The 25141-nt window shown below is 38.4% G+C and carries 26 protein-coding genes and 2 pseudogenes; 18 read left to right on the plus strand and 10 right to left on the minus strand.

Annotated features, from left to right (window positions below; translation table 11 throughout):
- Positions 1-123 precede the first annotated feature (123 nt).
- Together MKX71_RS09430 and xynB are read left to right on the plus strand one after the other, a co-directional pair.
- Positions 124-1515, plus strand: coding sequence for an MFS transporter (locus tag MKX71_RS09430; RefSeq protein ID WP_003231671.1), 1392 nt, complete (start codon positions 124-126; stop codon positions 1513-1515).
- A 30-nt stretch (positions 1516-1545) separates the two neighbouring features.
- Positions 1546-3147: a glycoside hydrolase family 43 protein gene (gene xynB / locus MKX71_RS09435; RefSeq protein WP_213379400.1), complete on the plus strand. Its 1602-nt coding sequence runs from the start codon at positions 1546-1548 to the stop codon at positions 3145-3147.
- A 137-nt stretch (positions 3148-3284) separates the two neighbouring features.
- Here the strand turns inward: xynB and MKX71_RS09440 are convergent, their stop codons facing one another.
- Positions 3285-4439 (minus strand): xylose repressor, encoded by a 1155-nt coding sequence (locus MKX71_RS09440; RefSeq protein WP_213385466.1) that lies wholly within the window; start codon positions 4437-4439, stop codon positions 3285-3287.
- 247 nt (positions 4440-4686) lie between these two features.
- Here MKX71_RS09440 and xylA point away from each other — a divergent pair, with 247 nt between their 5' ends.
- The 3 genes and pseudogenes from xylA to MKX71_RS09455 form a co-directional block, all read left to right on the plus strand.
- Positions 4687-6024, plus strand: coding sequence for a xylose isomerase (gene xylA / locus MKX71_RS09445; protein WP_015252022.1), 1338 nt, complete (start codon positions 4687-4689; stop codon positions 6022-6024).
- Between the two features lie 149 nt (positions 6025-6173).
- Positions 6174-7673: a xylulokinase gene (xylB, locus tag MKX71_RS09450; protein ID WP_213379404.1), complete on the plus strand. Its 1500-nt coding sequence runs from the start codon at positions 6174-6176 to the stop codon at positions 7671-7673.
- 104 nt (positions 7674-7777) lie between these two features.
- Positions 7778-7943 (plus strand): annotated as a pseudogene (locus MKX71_RS09455) (glycoside hydrolase family 11 protein); the annotation flags it as partial.
- A gap of 214 nt (positions 7944-8157) precedes the next feature.
- Here the strand turns inward: MKX71_RS09455 and yncB are convergent.
- Positions 8158-8793: an endonuclease YncB gene (yncB, locus tag MKX71_RS09460; RefSeq protein WP_017697666.1), complete on the minus strand. Its 636-nt coding sequence runs from the start codon at positions 8791-8793 to the stop codon at positions 8158-8160.
- A gap of 412 nt (positions 8794-9205) precedes the next feature.
- Here yncB and MKX71_RS09465 point away from each other — a divergent pair, with 412 nt between their 5' ends.
- Positions 9206-10621, plus strand: a complete 1416-nt coding sequence (locus MKX71_RS09465; RefSeq protein ID WP_339231985.1) for a sugar porter family MFS transporter — start codon at positions 9206-9208, stop codon at positions 10619-10621.
- A 101-nt stretch (positions 10622-10722) separates the two neighbouring features.
- Here MKX71_RS09465 and alr read toward each other — a convergent pair whose 3' ends face one another.
- Positions 10723-11907: an alanine racemase gene (alr, locus tag MKX71_RS09470; RefSeq protein ID WP_116316095.1), complete on the minus strand. Its 1185-nt coding sequence runs from the start codon at positions 11905-11907 to the stop codon at positions 10723-10725.
- Positions 11908-12368: 461 nt separating this feature from the next.
- On the opposite strand from alr, the gene MKX71_RS09475 reads away from it, so the two are divergent.
- Positions 12369-12830, plus strand: coding sequence for a DUF2691 family protein (locus tag MKX71_RS09475; RefSeq protein ID WP_326237571.1), 462 nt, complete (start codon positions 12369-12371; stop codon positions 12828-12830).
- Between the two features lie 29 nt (positions 12831-12859).
- Entirely contained in the window at positions 12860-13294 is a 435-nt protein-coding gene (dutA, locus tag MKX71_RS09480; protein ID WP_003245820.1) for a dUTP diphosphatase DutA, read from the plus strand.
- 642 nt (positions 13295-13936) lie between these two features.
- On the opposite strand, the gene cotU is transcribed toward dutA, so the two are convergent.
- Positions 13937-14197 carry a spore coat protein CotU gene (gene cotU, locus MKX71_RS09485; protein WP_064671425.1) on the minus strand — a complete coding sequence of 87 codons (261 nt, stop codon included), beginning with the start codon at positions 14195-14197 and terminating at the stop codon, positions 13937-13939.
- 381 nt (positions 14198-14578) lie between these two features.
- Between cotU and MKX71_RS09490 the strand changes: the two genes are divergently transcribed.
- Positions 14579-14743: a hypothetical protein gene (locus MKX71_RS09490; RefSeq protein ID WP_003231643.1), complete on the plus strand. Its 165-nt coding sequence runs from the start codon at positions 14579-14581 to the stop codon at positions 14741-14743.
- A gap of 275 nt (positions 14744-15018) precedes the next feature.
- Entirely contained in the window at positions 15019-15858 is an 840-nt protein-coding gene (locus MKX71_RS09495; RefSeq protein ID WP_015713990.1) for a thymidylate synthase, read from the plus strand.
- Between the two features lie 122 nt (positions 15859-15980).
- Here the strand turns inward: MKX71_RS09495 and MKX71_RS09500 are convergent, their stop codons facing one another.
- The 5 genes from MKX71_RS09500 to tatAC all read right to left on the minus strand — a co-directional run bounded on the left by MKX71_RS09500 (position 15981) and on the right by tatAC (position 18377).
- Positions 15981-16268: a hypothetical protein gene (locus MKX71_RS09500; protein WP_163182332.1), complete on the minus strand. Its 288-nt coding sequence runs from the start codon at positions 16266-16268 to the stop codon at positions 15981-15983.
- A 42-nt stretch (positions 16269-16310) separates the two neighbouring features.
- The gene (locus MKX71_RS09505; RefSeq protein WP_129010203.1) at positions 16311-17033 is read right to left on the minus strand and encodes a YrpD family protein; all 723 of its coding nucleotides are present in this window, start codon (positions 17031-17033) and stop codon (positions 16311-16313) included.
- Between the two features lie 153 nt (positions 17034-17186).
- Entirely contained in the window at positions 17187-17543 is a 357-nt protein-coding gene (locus MKX71_RS09510; protein WP_049140124.1) for a YoqO family protein, read from the minus strand.
- Between the two features lie 245 nt (positions 17544-17788).
- Positions 17789-18013, minus strand: coding sequence for a hypothetical protein (locus tag MKX71_RS09515; RefSeq protein ID WP_015713994.1), 225 nt, complete (start codon positions 18011-18013; stop codon positions 17789-17791).
- A gap of 175 nt (positions 18014-18188) precedes the next feature.
- Positions 18189-18377, minus strand: a complete 189-nt coding sequence (gene tatAC, locus MKX71_RS09520; RefSeq protein ID WP_049140125.1) for a twin-arginine translocase TatAC — start codon at positions 18375-18377, stop codon at positions 18189-18191.
- A gap of 78 nt (positions 18378-18455) precedes the next feature.
- Between tatAC and MKX71_RS09525 the strand changes: the two are divergent.
- Positions 18456-18615: pseudogene (locus tag MKX71_RS09525) on the plus strand (hypothetical protein).
- A 16-nt stretch (positions 18616-18631) separates the two neighbouring features.
- On the plus strand, positions 18632-19030 hold the full coding sequence (locus tag MKX71_RS09530) for a hypothetical protein (protein WP_009967329.1): 399 nt from the start codon (positions 18632-18634) through the stop codon (positions 19028-19030).
- A gap of 62 nt (positions 19031-19092) precedes the next feature.
- On the opposite strand, the gene MKX71_RS09535 is transcribed toward MKX71_RS09530, so the two are convergent.
- Complete coding sequence (locus MKX71_RS09535; RefSeq protein ID WP_015713997.1) at positions 19093-19527, minus strand: SRPBCC domain-containing protein; 435 nt, start codon at positions 19525-19527, stop codon at positions 19093-19095.
- A 148-nt stretch (positions 19528-19675) separates the two neighbouring features.
- Between MKX71_RS09535 and MKX71_RS09540 the strand changes: the two genes are divergently transcribed.
- The 6 genes from MKX71_RS09540 (at position 19676) to MKX71_RS09565 (ending at position 25138) form a co-directional block, all read left to right on the plus strand.
- A complete protein-coding gene (locus tag MKX71_RS09540; protein ID WP_015713998.1) occupies positions 19676-19798 on the plus strand; it encodes a hypothetical protein in 123 nt (40 codons plus the stop codon).
- Between the two features lie 37 nt (positions 19799-19835).
- Entirely contained in the window at positions 19836-20024 is a 189-nt protein-coding gene (locus MKX71_RS09545) for a hypothetical protein (protein ID WP_339231986.1), read from the plus strand.
- Positions 20025-20317: 293 nt separating this feature from the next.
- Complete coding sequence (locus MKX71_RS09550; RefSeq protein ID WP_339231987.1) at positions 20318-21880, plus strand: spore germination protein; 1563 nt, start codon at positions 20318-20320, stop codon at positions 21878-21880.
- 29 nt (positions 21881-21909) lie between these two features.
- Positions 21910-23001 (plus strand): spore germination protein, encoded by a 1092-nt coding sequence (locus MKX71_RS09555; RefSeq protein WP_064671429.1) that lies wholly within the window; start codon positions 21910-21912, stop codon positions 22999-23001.
- Positions 22991-24205, plus strand: coding sequence for a Ger(x)C family spore germination protein (locus MKX71_RS09560; RefSeq protein WP_038827867.1), 1215 nt, complete (start codon positions 22991-22993; stop codon positions 24203-24205). Before MKX71_RS09555 ends, MKX71_RS09560 begins: the two co-directional genes overlap by 11 nt.
- 126 nt (positions 24206-24331) lie before the next feature.
- Positions 24332-25138, plus strand: a complete 807-nt coding sequence (locus tag MKX71_RS09565) for a hypothetical protein (protein WP_339231988.1) — start codon at positions 24332-24334, stop codon at positions 25136-25138.
- The last annotated feature ends 3 nt before the right edge of the window (positions 25139-25141 follow it).

A 25141-nucleotide genomic window follows, 5' to 3' on the forward strand; every position in this document is an offset into this window, starting at 1 on the left:
GATCACCATATTTTTTCGCACTGTTTTGAAAGCGCTTTTATAAAAGTTAACTGACCGTAAATTCGAGAAATTGTTATACCTTTCACACTGTTCCATATTAAAGGGTCGAAAAGGGGAGAAATCATGCTCAGTGAAAATGTAAAGAAGATTAGCATGGTTGAAAAAGTTGGATATGCGTCTGGAGATTTTGCTTGTAATTTAATTTATGCAACAGTGTCTACGTATCTTTTGTTCTTCTATACAGATGTTTTTGGTTTATCGGCAGCAGCAGCCGGTACTATGTTTTTAGTGGTTAGAATAATCGACGCTCTCGCTGATCCTTTTATCGGAACAATAGTTGACAGAACGAACAGCAGATTTGGACGCTTTAGACCGTATCTTTTATTCGGAGCTTTTCCATTTGTCATACTGGCAATACTCTGTTTTACAACACCAGACTTTTCGGATATGGGGAAATTAATATATGCCTATATAACCTATGTTGGCTTGTCGCTTACATACACAACGATAAACGTTCCATATGGCGCGTTAACTTCTGCAATGACTAGAAATAATCAAGAAGTGGTTAGTATAACTTCTGTTCGCATGTTATTTGCGAATCTTGGGGGACTTGTCGTTGCATTTTTTGTTCCCTTACTGGCTGCTTATTTAAGCGATACTTCCGGCAACGAGTCTCTTGGCTGGCAACTAACCATGGGTATTTTGGGAATGATAGGCGGGTGCCTTTTAATCTTTTGTTTTAAAAGCACAAAAGAGCGGGTCACTCTTCAAAAATCCGAAGAAAAAATTAAATTTACGGATATATTTGAGCAGTTTCGTGTTAATCGTCCACTTGTTGTATTAAGTATTTTCTTTATTATTATTTTTGGAGTGAATTCCATCAGTAATTCGGTTGGCATTTACTACGTAACGTATAACTTAGAAAGAGAGGATTTGGTGAAGTGGTACGGTTTGATAGGAAGTTTGCCCGCTTTGGTCATTTTACCGTTTATTCCAAGGCTTCATCAATTTTTGGGGAAAAAGAAATTACTAAACTATGCATTATTACTGAATATTATCGGCCTCTTAGCTTTACTGTTTGTTCCGCCAAGTAATGTTTACCTCATACTTTTCTGTCGATTAATCGCTGCTGCTGGAAGTCTCACTGCCGGGGGATATATGTGGGCGCTTATTCCTGAAACAATAGAATATGGAGAGTACAGGACTGGAAAAAGAATGGGTGGGCTCATTTACGCTATAATCGGATTTTTCTTTAAGTTTGGTATGGCCTTAGGAGGAGTTGTTCCGGGTCTGGTTCTTGATAAGTTTGGATATGTGGCAAATCAGGCACAAACCCCGGCGGCATTAACGGGGATTTTAATTACAACAACCATTATTCCCGTGTTCTTGCTGGTTCTAGCTTTAATTGATATTAATTTCTATAACTTAGATGAGAAAAAATATAAAAACATGGTTCGAGAATTAGAGAATAGAGACAAAGTTTATTTGGATCATATTGATGATTTCAAAGCTTAAAAAAGAAAATAAACTGAGGAGGAGTCCCAAATGAAGATTACCAATCCAGTACTTAAAGGATTCAATCCCGATCCAAGTATTTGTAGGGCAGGAGAGGATTATTATATCGCTGTATCTACATTTGAGTGGTTTCCGGGAGTCCAGATACACCACTCAAAAGATTTAGTAAATTGGCACTTAGTTGCACATCCATTACAGAGAGTTTCACAATTAGACATGAAAGGAAATCCAAATTCAGGTGGGGTTTGGGCACCATGTTTAAGCTATAGTGATGGGAAGTTTTGGCTGATCTATACGGATGTTAAGGTAGTAGATGGCGCATGGAAAGATTGTCACAATTATTTAGTTACTTGTGAAACGATTAATGGTGATTGGAGTGAGCCGATTACATTAAATAGCTCGGGATTTGATGCTTCTTTGTTCCATGATAAGGATGGAAAAAAATATTTATTAAATATGTTATGGGATCACCGTATTGATCGGCACTCATTTGGAGGAATTGTTATACAGGAATATTCTGATAAAGAGCAAAAATTAATCGGTAAACCAAAAGTTATATTTGAAGGAACTGATAGAAAACTGACAGAAGCTCCGCACCTTTATCATATCGGGAACTATTATTATTTATTAACTGCAGAAGGAGGAACACGGTACGAACATGCTGCTACAATTGCCCGTTCTGCAAATATTGAGGGGCCATATGAAGTTCATCCCGATAATCCAATCTTAACGTCATGGCATGACCCAGGAAATCCATTGCAAAAATGTGGTCATGCATCCATTGTTCAAACACATACAGATGAGTGGTATTTAGCTCATTTAACGGGACGTCCTATTCATCCTGACGATGATTCAATTTTTCAGCAGAGAGGATACTGTCCTTTGGGCAGAGAAACAGCTATTCAAAAACTTTACTGGAAAGATGAATGGCCCTATATAGTAGGTGGAAAAGAAGGAAGCTTGGAGGTAGATGCACCTTCTATACCCGAAACAATATTTGAAGCAACGTACCCGGAAGTTGATGAATTTGAGGATTCAACATTAAATATAAATTTTCAAACTTTAAGGATTCCATTCACGAATGAATTAGGTTCATTGACTCAAGCGCCAAATCATTTACGATTATTCGGTCATGAATCATTGACCTCGACATTTACTCAGGCATTTGTAGCCAGACGCTGGCAAAGTCTCCATTTTGAAGCCGAAACTGCTGTTGAGTTTTATCCGGAAAATTTTCAACAAGCCGCTGGATTGGTGAATTACTACAATACAGAGAACTGGACGGCTCTTCAAGTAACACATGATGAAGAACTTGGCCGCATTCTTGAATTAACAATATGTGACAACTTTTCTTTTTCACAGCCATTAAATAATAAAATTGTTATTCCTCGTGAAGTAAAGTATGTATATTTAAGAGTAAATATTGAAAAAGACAAATATTATTATTTCTATTCTTTTAACAAAGAAGATTGGCACAAAATTGACATAGCACTGGAATCGAAAAAATTATCAGATGATTACATCCGTGGGGGAGGATTCTTCACAGGGGCCTTTGTAGGGATGCAATGCCAAGATACCAGTGGTAATCATATTCCGGCCGACTTTAGATATTTTCGTTATAAAGAAAAATAATTGGCACATGAAAAAGGAGATTTCTATTTTAGAACTCCTTTTTCATATGAGAAGGTGCCTATGTCACTATTGCTTCAGAAATACCCCTAGAATTAAAAAACTCATCTTTAAAGATGAGCTGTCCATTCCATAAAAAATTACATTGTAATCATGTCCAGAAAATGATCAATCACAATGGAGGACATTCCTAATGCCGGTGCATTCTGTCCTAAGGAAGATGGCAATAATTCATAGCTATTGCCTAATTGGGAATAAACCCTTGACGACACTTCACTTCTCATTGAATTTAAAACCATAGGATGCGATTCAATTATGCTATTTCTTAAAATTACGGCCTGTGGGTTGAAAGTATTTAAAATATTGGTAAGGCCTATTCCTAAATAGAATCCAAAATTCTGTAATGCGTTTAAGGTTCCGATATCATTCAGATGGGCGAGGTCTATGATATCTTGATAGGACAGTTTTTTCTCTTTGGTCTGAAGAGATTTTAATAAAGCCTTCTCTGAAGCATACAATTCCCAGCAGCCTCGGTTTCCGCAACTGCATTTAGGACCATTAAAGTCTATTGTCATATGTCCCATTTCTCCAGAGAAGCCGCTTACTCCTCTATATAAATGATTGTTGATAATAACACCGATCCCTATTCCTGTGCTGATACTTACGTAAATAATGTTATCGTGATTTTTTGCAGCTCCAAATACTTTTTCTCCATATGCGCCAGCATTTGCCTCATTTTCAATAAAAACAGGCACATTGTACTTCTCTTGTATAGAAGATTTTAAGTCAATATCTCTCCAGTTGGAGTTCGGAGTGAAAACAATTTTTTGATCTTTATCAATGAGTCCAGGCACGCAAATACCTATACCAATAAGCCCGTACGGAGATTGGGGCATATGCGTTATAAAGTGATGAATCATATCAATCAAAATGTCTTTCGTTATTTCTGGAGAATTGGATTCCAAATGACGGTATTGATCAAGAACGATCGTTCCTTCAAGGTCTGTTAAAATGCCATTGATATAATCCACACCAACATCTATTCCTACGGAGTATCCTGCCTTTTTATTAAAAACAAGCATGACAGGTCTTCTTCCGCCACTTGATTGTCCTTGACCTATTTCAAATACCAGATTTTCTTTCATTAACGTGTTTACCTGTGATGAAACAGTTGATTTATTTAATCCAGTCATTTCAGATAATTTTGCTCTTGAAATAGGTGAATTTTTAAGGATTTCTTTTAATAATAACTTTTGATTTACTTTTTTGACAAAGGTTTGATCAGCGATATCCACTTCATCCACTCCATTTGTTTAATCTTTAAATTAAGTATAAACATAGTACATAGCGAATCTTCCCTTTATTATATCTAATGCGTTCATAAAAAACTAAAAAAATATTGAAAATACTGATGAGGTTATATAAGATGAAAGTAAGTTAGTTTGTTTAAACAACAAACTAATAGGTAACTTACAATATGAAATAAAATGCATTTGTATTTGAATGATCAGGTTTTGAATTTATTTTTAAGGGGGAAATCACATGGCTCAATCTCATTCCAGTTCAACCAACTATTTTGGAAGCGCAAACAAAGTGGTTTACGAAGGGAAAGATTCGACTAATCCTTTAGCATTTAAATATTATAATCCTCAAGAAGTAATCGGCGGAAAAACGATGAAAGAGCATTTGCGATTTTCTATTGCCTATTGGCATACATTTACTGCTGATGGTACAGACGTTTTTGGAGCAGCTACGATGCAAAGACCATGGGATCACTATAAAGGCATGGATCTAGCGAAGATGAGAGTAGAAGCAGCATTTGAGATGTTTGAAAAACTAGATGCACCATTCTTTGCTTTTCATGACCGGGATATTGCACCAGAAGGCAGTACGCTAAAAGAGACAAACCAAAATTTAGATATGATCGTGGGCATGATTAAAGATTACATGAGAAATAGCGGCGTTAAGCTATTATGGAATACCGCAAACATGTTTACGAATCCCCGTTTCGTCCATGGTGCCGCGACTTCTTGCAATGCAGATGTGTTTGCGTATGCTGCAGCACAAGTGAAAAAAGGGTTAGAAACAGCAAAAGAGCTTGGCGCTGAGAACTATGTATTTTGGGGCGGCCGTGAAGGATATGAAACATTGTTAAATACCGATTTAAAATTTGAGCTTGATAATTTGGCTAGATTTATGCATATGGCAGTGGATTATGCGAAGGAAATCGGGTACACAGGGCAGTTTTTGATTGAGCCAAAACCAAAAGAGCCGACCACCCATCAATACGATACAGATGCAGCAACAACCATTGCCTTTTTGAAGCAATATGGCTTAGACAATCATTTTAAATTAAATCTTGAAGCCAATCATGCCACATTAGCCGGGCATACATTCGAACATGAATTACGCATGGCAAGAGTACATGGTCTGCTTGGCTCTGTTGACGCAAACCAGGGTCATCCTCTTTTAGGCTGGGACACGGATGAATTTCCGACGGATTTATATTCTACGACATTAGCAATGTACGAAATCCTGCAAAATGGCGGCCTAGGAAGCGGCGGATTAAACTTTGATGCGAAGGTCAGAAGATCTTCTTTTGAGCCTGATGATCTAATATATGCCCATATTGCAGGGATGGATGCGTTTGCAAGAGGATTGAAAGTTGCCCACAAATTAATCGAAGATCGTGTGTTTGAAGATGTGATTCAACATCGTTACCGCAGTTTTACTGAAGGGATTGGTCTTGAAATTATAGAAGGAAGAGCTAATTTCCACACACTTGAGCAATATGCGCTAAATCATAAATTAATTAAAAACGAATCTGGAAGACAGGAGAAATTAAAAGCGATATTGAACCAATACATTTTGGAAGTATAACAGGATAAGCTCCAGATCCTGCTATCAATACCAAGTCACTGAATTACCCGTCATGATTCCTTTCCTATTGCTTGTTGTTATGACGGGTAACTTCTATAATTAGGATTTATTTAGAGTGAATGGTTTTTAAAAGGGCAAGGAGTGAAAAAATGAAGTATGTCATTGGAATAGATCTTGGAACGAGTGCTGTTAAAACCATTTTAGTTAACCAAAACGGCAAGGTTTGTGCAGAAACGTCCAAAAGGTATCCGCTCATCCAAGAGAAGGCGGGATATAGTGAGCAAAATCCTGAAGACTGGGTGCAGCAAACAATTGAAGCATTGGCTGAATTGGTTTCTATATCCAATGTTCAAGCCAAGGATATTGACGGGATAAGCTATTCGGGACAAATGCATGGATTAGTACTGCTTGACCAAGATCGTCAGGTGTTACGTAATGCAATTCTTTGGAATGATACCAGAACAACGCCTCAATGTATAAGGATGACCGAGAAATTTGGCGATCATCTTCTTGACATCACAAAAAACCGTGTTTTAGAAGGGTTTACATTACCTAAAATGTTATGGGTAAAGGAACATGAACCTGAACTTTTTAAAAAAACTGCTGTGTTTTTGCTTCCGAAAGACTACGTGCGATTCCGTATGACCGGTGCCATTCACACCGAATACTCCGATGCAGCAGGAACTTTACTTTTACATATTACTCGCAAGAAGTGGAGCAATGATATTTGCAATCAAATTGGTATTTCTGCAGATATTTGTCCTCCGCTTGTTGAATCTCATGATTGTGTAGGGTCGCTGCTTCCGCACGTTGCCGCCAAGACCGGGCTATTAGAAAAAACAAAAGTGTACGCTGGGGGAGCAGATAATGCTTGCGGCGCTATTGGAGCAGGTATCCTTTCTTCCGGAAAAACATTATGCAGTATTGGGACGTCAGGGGTCATACTTTCCTACGAAGAAGAAAAAGAAAGAGACTTTAAAGGGAAAGTCCACTTTTTTAATCATGGAAAAAAGGATTCTTTTTATACGATGGGCGTCACGCTCGCTGCAGGATACAGCTTGGACTGGTTTAAAAGAACGTTTGCACCAAACGAATCGTTTGAGCAATTATTGCAGGGGGTGGAAGCTATTCCGATAGGAGCCAATGGACTGCTATACACTCCTTATTTGGTTGGTGAAAGAACGCCGCATGCTGATTCTTCTATTCGGGGAAGCTTGATCGGAATGGATGGAGCCCATAATAGAAAGCACTTTTTGAGGGCAATAATGGAAGGTATCACATTCTCTTTACATGAATCAATTGAGCTATTCCGCGAAGCGGGAAAATCAGTTCATACTGTTGTTTCTATTGGTGGAGGAGCTAAAAATGATACGTGGCTGCAAATGCAAGCTGATATTTTCAATGCGAGGGTAATTAAGTTAGAAAATGAACAAGGGCCAGCTATGGGGGCTGCAATGCTGGCTGCCTTTGGAAGCGGTTGGTTTGAATCACTTGAAGAATGTGCAGAGCAGTTCATTCGTGAGGCTGCTGCATTTTATCCAAAGGCACAAAATGTACAAAAATATAAAACACTATTTGATTTATATAAGAACATTTACACTCACACAAAGGATCTCAATACAGCTTTGAAGAGCTTTCGAAAAAACTAATGATGTTATTGTCTGGAGATCAACCGAAGAACAATTAATGATCAATCATCATTAAAGGCCTTTGATGACATGGCTGCCTTCTTTTGAAAAGATGGTGAGAATAAGGTATGGCAACCTTTAAACAGTATTGGAGTGTCCAGCAGACAAAACGAACGAGCGGAACCGTATTCTGTCAGCGAACACTTCAAGAAGTGAGAAAGCTTAGGAATGCCAATGGGTAAGATATATGAAACCGCGCTAACGACGGTAGAGGGATCTCTTGATTTATGATGAAATAGGAAGGATGTTTACACACAAATAACCCCCTCACATTGACGTGAAGGGGTGTTTTTTATTGTTACTATACAGCGGGAATTTTACAGGCTAGTTGCATGATTTTAGCTTGATAAGCAGAATGGAAACTAGACACGCCATCATCTCTTTCTAATTCTTTGGAAACTGCATTCTGCTAGGTTTGCTGCTTTTTTTAACAAACAGTGTTTTTCTATTTCACACAGCCATTAAATCCTCTGTTTGTCACATAACCGCTCTTACTCCAAATTGACAGTTTATCTGATTTTGCTTCTTGCTCATCTAGTCTGAATTGGTCTATGTATTTTGTGTTAGGCTCATATACATATGCTACTCTGGCCAATCCCTCTTTCAATAATGTCTCTTGAACAGATTTGCCGTCAACATAAACGTATGCTAACAGTCTTCCATACTTATCTCTGCGATCGCCTTTATCAAATTCCAGCTGTAGCTTACCGCTGTTGACCAATTCTTTATTTCGTTTCGACGCATCCTCACCGTATGGTTGAACACAAGAATTTGGTTTCTTCGTCTCAGGTGTATCAACGAGCAAGTAGCGAACTGTGTCTTTCTTTCCGTTGTAAATAACCTTAATCGTATCTCCATCTATTGCTCTATCTAATGTAACATTGACCAATTTCTTCTGCTTTTTTGAATGAGGCGTGCCGGCCTTTTGTTCTGTCTGATTATATTCATTAGATTGAGTATCTTGAGAGACTTGCTCCGTCCCATTAGAATCTGAATGGTTTTTGGCTGCGTGATGTGATCCGCAAGCTGCCAAAGTAATACTTAAAACGATTGCGATCATACTGATCAAAATCTTCTTCATATTGATTCCCTCTTTATCATTTTCTCTTTTCGCGATTAAACATCATCATTATAACGATATGGACATTTTTTGTGAATGGAAAACTTCAAGGGAACTTATAACACTCAAATTGCCAATAGTTAACTTCACAACGAGATGATCAAAACATCACCATCACATAGCGGAAATAAATAATCCTGAAAATAATATTGACTGAAAATGCTTTTGGAATTATGATAATATGAGAAATGACAATAATGTGACAAAAACATTACTACAACATAACAACTAATAACTTAGGTTTATTCTATTGGCTAAAAATGTAAACAGTTACAAATCCAGAGGCGAAAATCTAAGATAGAGATGACTTTAGTTTTGACTCAATATCCACACTGAAAGAGCTTATTAAGTATTCTTAATAAAGGCAGGGGAAATGGATATGAATGAACATCGAAATCGAAGGTTGAAATTAATAATGATTTCAGCAACTTTTGGAGGGCTTCTCTTTGGATATGACACCGGAGTTATAAATGGAGCTTTACCTTTTATGGCAAGGCCAGATCAGCTTGATTTAACACCGGTTACAGAAGGGCTTGTTACGAGTATTCTATTATTAGGTGCCGCGTTTGGAGCGTTGTTATGCGGAAGATTGGCTGATCGATATGGCCGCCGTAAAATGATCCTTAATCTTTCCTTTTTATTTTTCCTGGCATCACTGGGAACAGCGTTAGCACCTAATGTTTTCATCATGGCGGCCTTTCGTTTTTTACTGGGGCTGGCTGTTGGAGGAGCCTCGGCGATGGTGCCGGCCTTTTTAGCAGAAATGGCACCGCATGAAAAGAGAGGGCGTATAGTAACCCAAAATGAACTAATGATTGTTGGCGGGCAATTTTTAGCATATGTTTTTAATGCGATCCTCGGTGTAACAATGGCAAATACGGGACATGTTTGGAGATACATGTTAGTCATTTGTGCTGTTCCAGCTATCATGTTATTTGCCAGTATGCTTAAGGTACCAGAAAGCCCCCGATGGCTAATCTCCAAAGGCAAAAACAGTGAGGCGTTGCGAGTTCTTAAACAAATTCGAGAAGATAAACGTGCAGAAGCTGAATGTAGAGAAATTCAAGAAGCGGTAGAAAAAGATACAGCACTAGAAAAGGCATCACTCAAGGACTTTTCTACACCATGGCTGCGCCGTCTTTTATGGATTGGAATCGGTGTTGCCATCGTGAATCAAATTACAGGTGTGAACTCGATTATGTATTATGGCACACAAATCCTTAAAGAATCTGGTTTTGGTACAAAAGCGGCTTTAATCGCTAATATTGGAAATGGGCTGATATCAGTTATTGCAGTTATATTTGGGATTTGGCTGGTCGGAAAAGTGAGACGGCGTCCAATATTATTGATTGGTTTGGCGGGGACGACTACAGCGCTCCTATTGATTGCGATTTTCTCAATTGTGCTTGATGGATCTATGGCACTTCCTTATGTAGTGCTTTCTTTGACCGTTTTATTTCTTGCCTTTATGCAAGGGTGTGTAGGACCTGTGACTTGGCTTGTCATAGCGGAAATATTCCCTCAAAGGTTAAGAGGACTTGGTTCTGGGATAAGTGTTTTTTTCCTTTGGATATTAAACTTTGTGATCGGTTTTGCTTTCCCGATCTTGCTTAGCTCTGTAGGTTTGTCTTTTACATTCTTTATATTTGTGGCTTTAGGTGTATTGGCAATCGGTTTTGTATACAAATTCATGCCGGAAACAAAGGGGCGGACACTTGAAGAATTAGAAGAGCATTTTCGTTCTCGACACGATCATAATACTCCTGAACAATCAGTTATTGAGGTATAAATATGTTGAAAATCTCTCTTCTTATAGGAGGGATTTTTTTAGTTTCAGAAAAAACAAAATCCCTCTGGTAGAGGGATTTTGATTCAGCATTTTAAGATGTTCTACACGTATAATACTGGAGTTGATACTTTAAAAATCTCGCCATCTCTTATATAAAAACGAGGGATGCGGCGGCTTAATGTAGACACGACTTCATAGTTAATCGTATTGAGCATTTCAGCCACTTCATCAACGGAAATCTCGGCTTCTTTTTGCTTACCGTAAATCACGACTTCTTCTCCTTGTTTACCTTCACCGTTTTCTCCTAAACTGACCATGATCATATCCATTGTTACTCTTCCCGCCACTGGCACTCGTTTTCCGCGATGAAGAACAAACCCGCGATTGGAAAGGGCACGAGAATAGCCGTCAGCATAGCCAATCGGGAGTGTAGCAATTACTTCATTAGGTTCTGCGATGTATGTAGCACCATAGCTAACGGTTCGGGGTTCTGTCCGCATGGTTTTCACATAAGCGATGCGTGCCTTTAAACTTAACGCAGGTTCAAGCTTAACGAGATTTAGTTGTTTAATATAGGCTGAAGGATATAAACCATATAAGCCGATACCTAAACGGATCATATCAGCGCTAAATTCCGGAAATGCGATAGCTGCAGCTGTGTTGCACATATGCACGGTGGGCAGCTCAATCCCTTGTTCTTTTAAAAAGCTGAGAAAATTGATGAATTTTTCGTGCTGCAGCTTTGTGAGTGTTGTGTCTGGTTCATCAGCTGTTGAAAAATGTGTAAAAATCCCTGTCCATCTGAGAAATTCGCTTGCCTTTAGGGTTTTCACTACTGCTAAAAGCTCTTCCTTTGTGCGTACACCTAATCGTCCCATGCCGGTATCCACGTTAATATGAATAGCCAGCCGATCAGTACTTGCTTCTTTCTCCAATATCTCGTTTGCTTCTTTTATCCAATCAACCTGAAATGCTGATAATGTTATATTCCAAGCCGCTGACTTCTTCACACAACTAAGGGACGTAAAACCAAGCACAAGGATAGGTGCTGTAATCCCCGCTTTTCGTAAAACGATTCCTTCCTCCACGCTGGCAACAGCAAGCTCACTCGCCCCGTGTTCAAGTGCATGACGCGCCACTTCTATAGACCCGTGACCATAACCGTTCGCTTTTACGACAGCCATAATTTTGCTCTTATGTGGAATATGACGGCGGATCGCTCGCAAATTCTTTTTAACGGCATCAAGATTGACTTCGATCCAAACTTCTCGGCAAAGCTTTATCATCAACGCTTCCTTCCTTCTTATGGATTGTAACTACCACCTATTGCCGCAAGAATAAATGTTAATTGTTGGATGATTCGATCTTATTTTATTCAACTTTATTTGAAATCATTCAACAGCAAATCCATGTGATACGAGAAGGTGCTTATCAATGTTCGAATAGCAAGTACGGGATACATGAGGCTTGTAAGTGGGGTGTTAATGGGTACGGCGACCGAGGATTACAAAAATGATTATTTGTTTCGGGACATTTTTTTCTAAGGCTAGATGATAACGAGAAATCTAATCAGGAAATACTTACCGTTGTTATGAACATTGGAAGAACCTTTTAAATGAGAAGGGCTGAGGAAATTCTGTAAAAGATAATCGGTTGAAAAGGCAGTCGATTCCTTGTTCCATAAACCTAACATCAGAGTATATAATTAAACTCGTATTCACAAAAATCGTTTAAGTAAGGGGTATACATGAATAGGGGAGTTAGTTTTCAAATACCGAATGAATATGGGGATTTTCTATGGAGAATACTGCGGCCGGTAGAAATAGCTAATTATAGGTGGCAAACGAGTGGGGAATCTTATTTTGTTGTAGAAGGAGAGCTCGATGATGAGGAGCTTTTTCATGACTACGCAATTGTTGAAGGGGCAGTTTTTGAGCAACAATTAAAAACGAATCAGTACTATACCATTTTCGTTGAACTGAAAGCATTTCCATATGGAAAAATGGTGAATCAAGTCAATACATATGAAGAGTTTGCTGACAGTGATTGCGAACTTGTCCTTTTGATAGCAGATAATAGCTACGTTTCGATTTACTGTAAAAACAAAAATATCATTGAAAAACTGTACTTCAATGCTTTACAGAATGATTTTGAAGACGTGCAATTTATAACTGATGAAAATGACACAAGAACAAGCCTTACTGTATGATAGTCAATAAAAATTAAAGGAGCTAGTACATGACAATGCAAATTAAAATCAAGTATCTAGATGAAACACAAACAAGAATCAGCAAAATTGAGCAGGGAGACTGGATTGATCTTCGGGCAGCTGAAGATGTAACAATCAAAAAAGATGAATTTAAGCTTGTCCCATTAGGTGTTGCAATGGAGCTGCCTGAAGGTTACGAAGCACATGTCGTCCCTCGTTCAAGTACATATAAGAACTTTGGCGTTATTCAAACAAATTCAATGGGTGTTATCGATGAGTCATATAAGGGAGACAACGATTTCTGGTTCTTTCCTGCTTATGCATTGCGTGATACTGAAATTAAGAAGGGTGATCGTATCTGCCAGTTTAGAATCATGAAGAAAATGCCGGCGGTTGAATTGGTTGAAGTCGAGCATTTGGGAAACGAGGATAGAGGAGGACTCGGTTCAACAGGTACGAAGTAAACAAAATAAATCCTTGGCTGTCTTCATGCTGTGTGATTGATCAATGGAGGTTTCAGCCAAGGTACATATAAATATTATGTATAAAATGAATATTTTAATACGAAGGATTTAATTAAAAACAAAGTTTAAAAAGGGAAGTTTTGAAAAAGTGAAATAGTAATAACTAAAGTCGATAAAGAACCTAAAGATGTCAAAGAAACAATTTTTCTGGTGCTTTGCTTTTTTGAAGGTTTACTTAGCTCGTGGATAACTGCCCCCCATAAAAGCATGGATGCTAAAATTATAATACTTATATACATAAAGATGCTCCTTTTATTATATTTACAGTTTTTACATTTTTATCGATTTTACCACATTTAGGATTGAGTTGTCGATGAAACAAGCATCTCTATAAAGAAATACTTTTATCTAAATTTTTATAAATAGGGGAAGGCAACTAAAAACTAGTAATGCCACTAATAATAAGCCAAGTTAAATGACATGTGTTCATTAATAATTGAATTTACAGCAGCCATGAGAACAAGTTCAAAATATAAAATGAAATGAGACATAAGACTTCACAAAAAAATCTGAGTATCGTCGATAAATATCATAAAAAAGCCCCCGGTATGTCGCCGGGGAATAAATAGACGTTTAAGAGATTTAGTGATGTTTTTTATATGATTCGACAAAATCATAATAATGATCATCGTCATCATAATACTTTTTTTCGTAATGATAATCGTGATCATCGTAATACTTTTTATCATGGTCATAATACTTTTTATCATAATCATAATGTTTTTTATCATGATCATAATACTTGTCGCAATCATAATGCTTCTTATCATTGTCGTAATACTTTTTGTAATATGTTTTTTTCCAAGTGTAATACTCTTCTTTATATTTTTTATAATAACCCAATTAAATTCCTCCTTTATGTTATTCGAATTTAATTTATGAAGTTTAAATGATATGGTATGGTCAAATAAAATAAGAATAGTAAAAAGAGGCTGTTTAAAACACTTTCTGAAAAACAAAACGGATAGCTGTTTAAGAGCGAGAGAGAGCACTCAATCACTGTAAAATAATAGTAAAGTGTATAGAGAAGATTAGTATACGTAAAAAGGGACTTTCTCATTGAAGAATATTTGAATGTTATGGTTAAGATTCAAGAGCTCTATGATGTGATTTTTAACACTGCTTTTGAAGGGTTTAGAGTTAGACATCAAAACAAACATCAAAACCGGTTAGAAACAGATCATATAAGTAATGAACCGCTGCCAAATATCATAAAAAAAATGAATGAAATTAGAGAGAATTTATTTTAAAGAAAGCCCAATTGCACATGGACAAATGACAATTGATATTGAGGTAAAATACAATGCATTAAATCAGAAAAAGCTATTGGAGGATTTAATGTGTTTAGACAATTTCCAATTTGGTATACACAAACACCTGACTATTTGAATTTTTATGTGCCGCAATATCAAACCATTTCTTATAATCCTCAACAATGTTATCAACGGTGTATGTACCAAACTGGCGGTAACTATGAGCTATGTGACAGACTATGTTATGGAGAAATACAGGTGTAAAAGAGGGGGTTATTAACTCCTCTTTAAACACACAGTGAGTGGAATAAGAATCTCATTTTATCTGCGAGTGCTTAGTATTTGCGATAATATTGCATTCGTAATAAATTATGCTTAGCAACTGAAAATGAAAGAAGGATATGAATAGTCATGACGCAATTCGATAAACAATACAATTCAATTATAAAGGATATCATCAATAATGGAATCTCAGACGAAGAGTTTGATGTGAGAACCAAGTGGGACTCAGATGGAACACCGGCTCATACTCTAAGTGTAATCAGTAAGCAAATGAGGTTTGACAACTCAGAGGTTCCGATTTTAACGACAAAAAAGGTTGCCTGGAAAACAGCCATTAAAGAGTTGCTCTGGATTTGGCAGCTGAAATCTAATGATGTTAATGATTTAAACAAGATGGGCGTACATATTTGGGATCAGTGGAAACAAGAAGACGGCACCATCGGACATGCATATGGATTTCAGCTGGGGAAGAAAAACAGAAGTCTAAATGGAGAAAAAGTGGATCAGGTAGACTATCTTCTTCATCAATTGAAGAACAACCCGTCTTCACGCAGACATATTACAATGCTGTGGAATCCTGATGATTTAGACGCAATGTCCTTAACGCCATGTGTATACGAAACTCAATGGTATGTGAAGCAAGGTAAGCTCCACCTCGAGGTAAGAGCACGGAGCAATGATATGGCGTTGGGGAATCCATTCAATGTATTCCAGTACAATGTGTTGCAGCGCATGATTGCTCAAGTGACTGGTTATGAGCTTGGTGAATATATCTTTAACATTGGGGATTGCCATGTGTACACACGTCATATAGACAATTTGAAAATTCAAATGGAAAGAGAACAGTTTGAAGCACCTGAACTATGGATCAATCCTGAAGTGAAAGATTTTTATAACTTTACCATTGATGATTTCAAATTAATCAACTATAAACATGGGGACAAGCTTTTATTTGAGGTAGCGGTTTAATGCTGCCTTTTTATTGTGCAGTGAATGGATAGCAGGTATCCTAATTTCATTAAGCAATCTGGAAGATGAATAAAAATTGAAGGACAAACACGTATAATACATAAAAAAGATTAACTCTACAGTTAATTTTTTTTATTCAGAAGAAAATATCCTAACTTTGAAACTAAATACAAAGTAAAAGCAATCATTACAGTTCTAGATATTACAATTCCATGAATAGCTAAATCATATCCAGCAGGTACCAACGCATTTGTATTACACATAAAATATATAGATATTAGAAGTGCTACAATAACTAAAATCATTCCAAAAAGACTTGATTTTTCATATTTCATACCAATTTCCACCCTTATTAAAGTTAGGTTTAAACAAAAGAGCTGAAGAAACGAACTATGACCAGTATGCTCCAATGAAAACCGCCAGACAATGCTGGCGGCTTTTTGCTGCTTCGTTTATTTATGAACAGAGATCGTAACGTTATTTCCTGCAACTGAAACCTTTGCGAAATCCTGTGTATCTACCACAGGAGTGACGGCTTTATTGTCGATTGTGATGTTGTTAAAAGATGTCGAAAAGGTTGCTTTGATCGCATCACGCTGGCTTTCATACGAAACAGCCGCGGTAGCAAGGGTTTTCCATTTTGAAATCGTGCCGATGTTGGTTCCTTGAATTTCTGTGATAATCCGTCCGGTGTAGCCGTCATTGTTCGTTCCCCAAAGGGTCATGCGCGTATTGCCGCTTAAATTTTTATAGATTGTCATTTGGACTGTGCTTCCAGGGCGGAAGCCTTTATTGTATGTGAATTTGTCTTTTCCTTCGATGTACGTTTCTTCATTTTTGGACCCAACCTTCATGAGGGGCTTCCAGACGTTGTATTGTTTGCTGTACTGAAGCCCGATATCGGCTTCAGTTCCGCTTGTTGCCCTAAAGCCAGAATAAATATAGGGAGTAGAGACCGAGTCGTTGTTTTTGACAGTTTCAGGAAGTGTGATTTTAGCTGTAAAAACGGCGCCCGTACTGTTCAGGTAGACACGGCCGCCGATTCCGTTAGGCAGCTGGGATGCTGCTTTTGCGACTTGAGCGTCTGCCGCGGGTAAGCCTGGTATACCTGATGAAAGGGTTCCGAAAAGAACTGCTGTTCCTACTGCACCTGCAATCAATACTTTTTTCACCAAAATTCCCCCTTTTGATAGTGGTTTCGCCATTTATTATACCTTATTTTGGAACTGGATTGATGTATATAAATCGACAAAATATTTCATTTTGAATGGGACGAAAAGCTTCTCCAATCTGAAAGCTATGTAACTTTATCAGAGGAAAGAACGAGATCACAATCGTTTTATCCGATTTGAAATTTTCCTCAAAATAAAAGTACAAATGCTTAAAGAAACGATCATTAAAAGAATGCCCGCTATCGTTTCCCAGCCTGTAAAAAAGAGGTGACGTTTCATCAATGTCTGTCCTTGTAAAATGATAAAAGCACAGATACCGACTAAGAAAAGAAAACAAATACTTAGGATTGCTAACGCTTTACGTGAGTATGTTTTCATGTCGTCTTTAAGGTATAGCAATACGAAAACAAAGCAGATAACATTGGCTATTGTGCTTATCACCTCAAAGCTTTTCATGACAACTGATATAAATAGACAAAGTAAAATGAGATAAAATACGATGTTTCTATACAAAAAACCTCTCCTTTTATGTATGATCCTCAAAGAGTTTATAAAAGTTTCTTTGTAACTGCAATAAACTGAATGCGCTCACTTATGAACTAACTAAACTATGTACTAAATTTTCATTATCGTTTTTTAGATTCAGTCACCAAGGTTTTCATAGAAAGGGAAGATTCAGAAATATACATATAGTGCATAAACAAAAAAGACCCGGCAATAGCCGGGGGAAAGTAAAAACGAGGAGATGTTAATGGCGTTTAGTAGTGTTTTTTATGCTTTTTATACTCTACAACATAATCATAGTCTTTTTTATCGTGATCATAATATTTTTTATCATAGTCATCATATTTTTTGTCGTAATCACAGTCATCATATTTTTTATCATGGTGGTCATAGTATTTTTTATCATATTCGTAATACTTCTTATAATACGTTTTTTTGACCGTATAATACTCTTCTTTGTATTTTTTGTAATAACCCATATATACTCCTCCTTTATTTTTACTACGCTTTATTATACGGCGAGTAGATTTTGCGGCTTGGACAGTTAAAATCATAGAAGGAAAAAAGGGCTGTCCAAATGATTAAAAAAAGACAGATGACACAAAAACAAATCAAAATAAAGAGCCGATTTTTCATCGGCCCAAACGATTTATCCTACATTTGTTTGTCTTCTTTGTTTTCTGAGTCATTTTTTCTGACATCCTGAGTCAGTCCGCTTGTTGCTTGTTTAAATTCTGATAAGGCTTTTCCTGCTGCACGGCCAAGCGCCGGCAGTTTATCAGGCCCAAATACTAAAAAACCCACAAACAAAATAACGAGTATTTTTGTGAAGCTTAATTCCATATCCTTTTCCCCCTGATTGAAGTACAACCTTTTAAACAAATTATAAGAGATAGCAGTACAAATGGGAATGCATTTATTTTGAACATTTTAAAACCAGCACAAAGGCAGATTCATAAAACGGCTGCTGCTGAATATAATGTCCAATGCCACCTGCCTAAGAAGCAGGGAGGCAGGCTGGATCAATTATGTAGCTCTGCCGAAAATGATACAAACGTATCTGCGGCTATCATTGAAATAGAGGAGTGGTGTAGCTGATGAGATTCACTAAGGTAGTTGGATTTTTGTCTGTTTTAGGGTTGGCTGCGGTTTTTCCATTAACGGCACAAGCAGAAAAAGCCGGAACTGCGGGGGCTGGAGAGTGGGATAAGTTGGGGACTTACACATATACTTACTCAAGTCCGACGGTATACTCGACCGGAGGAGATTTTAGAGTGTGCCTTTCAGGAAGCACTCCTTTTTCTGTTTCACTGCACTTATATGAGGATGATCCCGGTGACAATCCTGATGATTATGTAGGGGCAAACTATTTTTCACCCGGAGAATGCCACACCTTTGGCAGTATTGGAAAATTTGTAGATGGGAGCAATAACAAGGCCGAGTTCTTTGTTACCGATTACTCTGGTAAATCTAAAACTGTTACGTTTTATGATTGATGGACTCAAATTGTGAAGTATAACCCTTGAAAAAAACAAAAAAGAGAGATACTCTCTCTTTTTTATTCTTCGATAGCCTTACGAAGCCGTTCATTTACAATGCCAGTCCAGCCGCCATCCATCTTGCCGCGAACGACGGAGCTTTTCTCGTTTGCTTTGCCGATCACTTCATTCGGCTCTTTCCAGCCGCTGTGAATAAGGGTAAACCCTGTCTTTTCCCCCAAGTCTTCTAATTGAAAGGTAACGACCCATCCTTCTGTATCCCATTCAAAAGAAAGTTCAGTTGGAGCTTGAACAGCCAAAACTTTACAAGGGGACGGCCCAAACGGTGATTGTAAGTGAAATTCTTGTCCTTCTTTGAGCTGAAAGTCATTGGGCATAAACCACTTGGCAATGCCTTCTGAAGTAGAGACTGTCTCCCAGACTTTCTGAATGGGAGCCTCTAGGGTAATACTTTTTGTAATATCTGGTAATGTATTTTCGTTGTTTTGAGCCATTTCGTTTACCTCTTGACATATGATGTTTTTTCAATTCAATCATATAATAACTAATAAGATCATGTCCATAGCGTGCATTATTTATGCTAGAGCTGCTGTTCAACAGCGTGTCAGTCGCCAGTCTGATCTGTGAATGGGAGAATTCTGCATGTTCGAGAAAGAGAGAGACGTGTATGTTGTCATTTCGTTCATGCTTGTTTGCTCAGCCGCAACTGTTATGTTTGAACTGGAATTCCTGTTCAGCCAATTTATTTTGCGATTTTTGTTTTAATAGTAAATGAGCCATTTTCTAAAACAGGAGGTTTTTTATGCTTGGAAAAATCAAAGCAGCCATTGATAACAGTCCAGGGAAGCCGGCCAGAATTTTAGTTAGTGAAAAAGCGTTTCAGCAATTAGAGGAAGAAATGCGCTTTGTTTACGTTTCCAAACCGAAAACGATAATGGGGATTCCTGTGGAAGTTTCAGATCAGGCAGAAAGCTTCAAGATGGAATTTTAGTTTTCCCAGACTGCTAAAAGGCTCATTTTGTGTTAATTATGCAAAATGGTCAGGTTGATTTCTTTAAAAGCATGATGAAATGTTCATCATGCTTTTTTTATTGAGAAAAAAGACGAACATAAAAAATAGGTATACGGGAAAAATAATCCTATTAGAGAGAGGGGAAATGACAGATGGATAACATGATATCAACACTTACTGATTGGAATGTGTGGTTTCAAGCGTTAGTAGTATTTCTCGTTCCATATGTAATCTATAAAGTGTTTACTTGGATTCATGTATAAGAAGGTGCAATGATGAGGTGGCGGAACAATCAGTACAAAACACCGAAGCAGCATAAATCAGATTATTCGACAGCTGAAAAGCAGGATCAGGATGTGTTAACCGGTAACATCGGATACGACTTAGAACATGTAAAAAGAAAAATAGGACATAACGGGGACGTTCATTTCCGTGAGCTTGAAATCACTCAATTACATGTGAAAGCGGCATTGATCTTTGTTGAAGGACTGTCTGATCAGAACTTGATTAATAAAGGACTATCAGTGTTAGTCATGAATCAACCTAATCAGGTAAGCGATGAAATTTCTCAATCCGGCAAAGGTATTTTAATTTCGAAACAGATAAAAAATCAAATCGTATCAATCGGTGATGTCATAGAATCAGAGAAAATCAGTGATATCGTGTTGAATGTTTTCATGGGGTCGACAGCGCTTCTCATTGATGGAATACCGCAGGCCTTTCTTCTGGGAACTGTAAAAAAACAAAATCGAAGTATCGAGGAGCCGCTTTCAGAAGCGCTTGTCAGAGGGCCGCGCACAGGCTTTACAGAAGAGTTGAGTACGAATACAGCTCTTTTGAGACAGCAAGGAAAAAATGATCAATTAACATTGCAGAGATTTGAAGTAGGAACACGATTAAAAAAGGATTTAATCATCGCTTATATGAATGACATTGCAGATCCAAAAGTAGTCGAGGAAGTAAGAAAAAGAGTGAGAGGGATTGAGATCGATCATCTGCCGGAGTCAGGCTACGTTGAACAGTTAATTGAGGATAATTATTTGAGCCCGTTCCCGCAAGTACAGAGTACAGAACGTCCTGATCGCGTCATAAGCGGATTAATGGAAGGAAGAGTAGCCATTCTGCTTGACGGCACTCCGTTTGCTTTGATTGTTCCAGTCACTTTCAGCATGATGCTTCAATCGCCTGAAGATTATTATGAACGGTGGTTCCCGAGCTCGCTCATCAGATTGCTGAGGTTCATCGCAGCAATGATAACGTTATTCGCACCCGCTTTATATATATCATTTATTTCTTTTCATCCGGGGTTAATTCCGACCAAGCTGGCGATTTCAATTTCCGGGACGCGCCAAGGTGTTCCGTTCCCATCCCTGATTGAAGCCTTATTTATGGAAGTCGCGATTGAAATTTTAAGAGAGGCGGGGCTTCGTCTGCCAAAACCAATTGGACCCGCAATAGGCATAGTTGGCGGATTAATCATCGGGGAAGCAGCTGTGCAGGCGGGGATTGTCAGTCCAATCATGGTCATTGTTGTTGCGCTCACAGCAATTTCTTCATTTGCCATCCCGCATTATAGCACAGGTATAGCACTTCGGATGCTTCGGTTTGGCGCGATGTTTTGTGCGGCGGTGTTTGGATTGTTTGGAGTCATTATGTATTATCTGCTGCTAAGCAGCCATGTCGTAAAGCTAAAGAGCTTTGGTGTGCCATACGCAAGTCCGGCAGTGCCCTATCACTTAAAAGATTGGAAAGACTTTGTTATCAGAATGCCTCTTTTAGTCATGAAGCGCCGGCCTAAAATGATGAATACAGATAATACAAAACGGGTGAAGTGATGAACTCGACAGGATGGTGATAAAGTCTCATGTTCAGCCCAACCAGTAAAATCACAACCGCTCAGGCAACGATTATCATCATTAATTATATGCTTGCTGCCGGAGTTCTTACGCTCCCTCGGACAGTAACAGAACAAACACAATCTCCTGATGGATGGATTTCAGTTTTATTAGGCGGGGTTCTAGCGGTAATAGCCGGGATGATTATAGTTAAATTAAGCCAGCAGTATCCTAAGGAGACCTTTTATGAATACTCCCGACATATTGTAGGAAAATGGCTCGGGCATCTGATCAGTATTGTTTTTATTACTTATTTTCTGGCACTCGGTGCATTTGAAGTCAGAGTCATGTCCGAAATCGTGGATTTTTTTCTCCTCGAAGGGACACCGTCTTGGGCCATCATTATGACAGTTCTTTGGATTGGGCTTTATTCAATTACACAAGGCCTAGATCCGATTGCACGGCTTTTTGAAATGATTTTTCCGATTACGGTCATCATCTTTTTAACGATAGCCCTCATGAGTTTAGGCATATTTGAGATCAACAATTTGCGTCCTGTATTAGGTGATGGAATCATGCCGGTTCTCAGAGGAGTAAAGACAACGAACCTTTCATTTACATGTTCAGAAATTATGCTCATTTTAGTAGCATTTATGAAAAAGCCGAAAAATGCGGTGAAAGCGGTTGTGATCGGGACAGGCGTTGTGACCAGTTTTTATATGATTACGCTAATTATGGTAATCGGTGCACTATCAGTTGAGGGAGTTGTGACGAGAACATGGCCGGGGCTTGACCTGATGAGAAGTTTTGAAATACCTGGTTTAATATTTGAACGGTTTGAATCATTCCTGCTTGTGATTTGGATTATGCAGCTTTTTGCTACGTTTATTATCACTTTTTATGCAGCTTCCCTGGGAGTCTCACAAGTTTTTAAAAAGAAACCCCTTTCATGTATGTTTGTGCTGCTTCCTGTTATTTATATCCTCTCTTGCATGCCGAAAAATGAAAATGACGTCTTTATATTGGGCGATACGGTCAGTCATATCGCTTTGTATATATTTGGCGCTTTGCCGATTTTGCTGTTAGTCATTTCGAAATGGAGGAAAAGAGGTGAAAAGTAAACTAAAACGTCAATTGCCTGCTATGGTCATGGTATGTCTGCTGATGATTTGCGTAACAGGATGCTGGAGCAGTCGGGAAATAGAAGATCTGGGTCTCACATTCGCTATCGCAATTGATAAAGGAAAAGAAACGAACACTGAAAAAGAGTTAAAAGAAGAGGGCGGGAGCTATCCGAAAAAAGACAACATTACGCTGACCTATCAATTTGTTAATGAAAAAGCGGCAGGCGCGGGCACAAGCGGGGGAGGCGGTAGCGGACAAGGAGCGCAAAAAGCGTACATTAATATAAGTGAAACAGGGGATTCATTACAGCAGATCGGAAGTGAGGTTGCATTAAGACGGGACCGAGAAGTGTTTAGCCCGCATTTAAAAGTTGTTGTCATGAGTGAAGATGTGCTGCACACATTTCCTATCGACGAAATGCTGGATCAATTTTTTCGTGATAATGAAATCAGGCTGAGCTGTCTTGTTTTATCTGCTAAAGGGGAAGCAAGAGACGCTCTCCAGCTGAAAGAGAACGGAGAAATTCCGGCATTTCGGCTGATTGGATTAGGTGAAAATGAACATAAAGTTTCCAGAATTCTTCCCCCTATGACACTCGCGAAACTAATTGGAAAACTGCATTCTGGCAGCAGTTTTTTACTGCAAAATGTGGTTGCGGCCAATGGAGCGGTCAAGTATTCCGGAGCAGCTGTAATCAACGGAAAATCGAAAAAAATGATAGGCACTTTAAATGAATATGAAACTGAGGGAATTACATGGATTAGAGGAGAAGGGAAAGGCGGAGTTGTCAAAAGCCATGATAAAAAGAGCCAACAAACGATAGCGTACGATATCAATAAAATTAAAAGCAAAATTCAGCCAATCGTAAAAGGGAAAAATATTTCATTCCATGTCGATATTGAATCAGAAGGCGATTTGGTTGAAAACTGGAACACAAAAGAGGCGTTGGACACCCAGTTTATAGATCGTCTCGAAACGACTATTGAAAACGAAGTAAAGAAAATAGTTGGTCAGGTATTAAAAAAAATTCAGCGTGATTATAAAGCAGATGTTGCGGGTTTTGATGAATCTTTAAGACTTACATATCCCCACTTATGGAAAAGGGTGAAAAATAACTGGGATGACACCTTCAGTAAAGCCGACATCACATACAGTGTGAACGTCACAATTACTCATTACGGCACGGTTAAAACTCAGTAATGAATCCCAGGGAAGAGAAGGAAACCTCTCTTCTCTTTTTTATACTTTTTTTGGAGAGATATACACTTTTCAAATCGACCAATATGCTAATATAGGAATTGCTTGAAATAGAAGGGAGAAGGGGCTGTGAGGCAGAAACAGATTTATGTAGAAATCGAAATGAAATCTGATCTGGATACACTCTGGGAATATACACAAAACCCATCACTGCATAAGGAATGGGATCTCCGGTTTTCAAATATTACGTATTTGAATAGACAACCATGCGAAAAACAGAAGTTTCTTTACGAAACAAGGGTAGGCTTTGGATTAAAGGTGTCAGGTACAGGAGAAACCGTCGGTGTTTTCAACAAATGTTCATCTGAAAGGTCTTCTTCACTGGCTTTTGGCTCTAATCATCCGTTATCTCTGATTCGGCATGGAAGCGGCTACTGGAAGTATATACAGAGAGAAAATGGGAAAATGACGTTTTTAACACAGTACCAATACAAAACAGCCTACGGACTGCCGGGAAGATGGATCGATCGTTTATTATTTCGACCGCTGCTTGGCTGGGCGACTGCCTGGAGCTTTGATGCATTAAGGCTTTGGGTAGAGCAAAATAAACATCCGAAGCGCTTTATTCGATCCGCTATTATCTATGTGTTCATGTGTCTGTTTTTCAGCCTGTTTTGGTTCTATCAAGGCTTTGCAGGTGTTGAGACAAGCATATTGGCAGGAACAGCGGAGATAGGCTTAGCTATTTTGTGGCTGATTCCTTTAAAAAGAAAATGGATCATTCATGGTGTCCAGGCTTGTATTTTTGCTGGGTTTGCTTGTCTAGGTTCCGAAATATTCATGTGGGTTCTATTGAGTGTGTTTTCCGCTGCAAGCGGCGCTCTTAGCCTGCAGCTCCCCAGTGCCAGGCGCACAAAACGAAAGAGAAAGAAGTGACAT

The sequence above is a fragment of the Bacillus sp. FSL M8-0071 genome, assembly GCF_037975455.1.
Lineage (GTDB): Bacteria > Bacillota > Bacilli > Bacillales > Bacillaceae > Bacillus > Bacillus subtilis.